This is a genomic window from Marinomonas spartinae (assembly GCF_900089775.1).
Classification (GTDB): Bacteria; Pseudomonadota; Gammaproteobacteria; order Pseudomonadales; family Marinomonadaceae; genus Marinomonas; species Marinomonas spartinae.
The window spans coordinates 1-2,345 of the sequence record NZ_FLOB01000030.1 but is presented as its reverse complement, the minus strand read 5'-3'; the positions used below and the strand labels follow the sequence as shown (position 1 = coordinate 2,345).

Sequence of the window (2,345 nt, the reverse complement as noted above, 5' to 3'; positions counted from 1 at the left end):
GCATTGACGATTCAGACCAACAAAGTCGATAACCAAGGGACCTTAGCGGGTAACGGTATTACCCTAAATGCTAATTCGCTCAATAACAGCACAGCGAACGGTCAAATTGTCTCAACGGATAAAGCGGACGTCACCATCGCTGGTGATGTAAGCAATACCGATGGGTCGCTAATCCATGCGGATAAAGATCTGACACTGCATTCCACAGGCGATTTAACCAACACAGCGTCCACCATCGAAGCGGTCAATGGGCTAGATGAAAAGAGTCAAAATCTGACCAACAGCGGTACTGTCCTAGCGCAAAATGGTGCTTTAACCATCCATACCAATAACGTGGACAGCCAAGGCACTTTAGCGGGTAACGGCATCGCTATCACAGCGGATTCGCTTAATAATCACTCGAAAACGGCACAACTCTTCTCAACAGGGGATCTGACCTTAACCATCGAAAAAGGTATAGAGAATGCCAAGAGCGCACTGATTCATGCAGCAGCTAACCTCACTTTAAAAAGCAAAGAAGACTTAACGAATACGACTTCGACCATTGAAGCCGTGGGAACTTCTGTTATTCATAGTCAAAATGTCACTAACTCAGGCTCCATTCTTGCGCAAAATGGCGCATTAACCATTGAGACCAGCACTGCGGATAACCAAGGCACCTTAGCGGGTAACGGTATTGCTTTAAATGCCAACACGCTCAATAACAGCACAGCGAACGGTCAAATTGTCTCAACGGATAATGCGGATGTCACCATCGCTGGTGATGTAAGCAATACCGATGGGGCGCTAATCCATGCGGATAAAGATCTGACACTGCATGCCACAGGCGATTTAACCAACACAGCGTCCACCATCGAAGCGGTGAATGGGCTAGATGAAAAGAGCCAAAACCTAACGAATACGGGTACTGTCCTTGCGCAAAATGGCACGTTAAGTATTCAAACCAGTAGCGTGGATAACCAAGGTACTTTAGCGGGCAACGGTATTACCCTAAATGCCAACGAGCTGAAAAACAGCACAGCGAACGGTCAAATTATCTCAACCGATAAAGCGGACGTCACCATTGTTGGAGACGTGACCAATACCGATGGGGCATTGATTCATGCTGCCAATAACCTAACGGTAAAAAGTCAGAGCAGTGTCACTAATACTGGCTCCCTGACAGCTAAAAAGGGATCCTTAACGATTAATAGTGGTCTTATCGACAACCAAGGATTATTGACGGGTAATGGTATTTTTCTAGGTTCGAATGGACTGAGTAACCGCACTACGAACGGTAAGATTATCTCATCCAACAACGTGACTTTGACCATGGCGGGTGATGTAAATAATACGGGGGGGGCTCTGATCCATGCGGATAAAGACCTGACGTTAAATACCACAGGTGATGTAACCAATACCGATTCCACCATCGAAGCGGTCAATGGGCTAGATGAAAAGAGCCAAAACCTAACGAATACGGGTACTGTCCTTGCGCAAAATGGCACGTTAAGCATTCAAACCAGTAGCGTGGATAACCAAGGTACTTTAGCGGGCAATGGTATCGCCATCACAGCGGATTCCCTTAACAATCACACTAAAACGGCACAACTCTTCTCTACAGGGGATCTGACCTTAACCATCGAAAAAGGCATTACCAACGCGACAAATGCCTTGATTCATGCCGCCAACAATCTGACGTTAAAAAGTCAAGGGGATCTAACCAACACTGCGGCGACTATTGAAGCTGCTGGCACTAATCAAATCACCAGCCAGAATATGACAAATAGCGGAACCTTACTCGCTAAAAGTGGTGCATTGACGATTCAGACCAACAAAGTCGATAACCAAGGGACCTTAGCGGGTAACGGTATTACCCTAAATGCTAATTCGCTCAATAACAGCACAGCGAACGGTCAAATTGTCTCAACGGATAAAGCGGACGTCACCATCGCTGGTGATGTAAGCAATACCGATGGGTCGCTAATCCATGCGGATAAAGATCTGACACTGCATTCCACAGGCGATTTAACCAACACAGCGTCCACCATCGAAGCGGTCAATGGGCTAGATGAAAAGAGTCAAAATCTGACCAACAGCGGTACTGTCCTAGCGCAAAATGGTGCTTTAACCATCCATACCAATAACGTGGACAGCCAAGGCACTTTAGCGGGTAACGGCATCGCTATCACAGCGGATTCGCTTAATAATCACTCGAAAACGGCACAACTCTTCTCAACAGGGGATCTGACCTTAACCATCGAAAAAGGTATAGAGAATGCCAAGAGCGCACTGATTCATGCAGCAGCTAACCTCACTTTAAAAAGCAAAGAAGACTTAACGAATACGACTTCGACCATTGAAGC

General features: G+C 46.4%; 1 protein-coding gene. It reads left to right on the top strand.

Annotation, left to right across the window (positions count from 1 at the left end):
- Positions 1-2,345, top strand: a 2,345-nt coding sequence (locus tag MSP8886_RS21735; protein ID WP_139063197.1) for a beta strand repeat-containing protein, incomplete at both ends; no start/stop codon positions are given.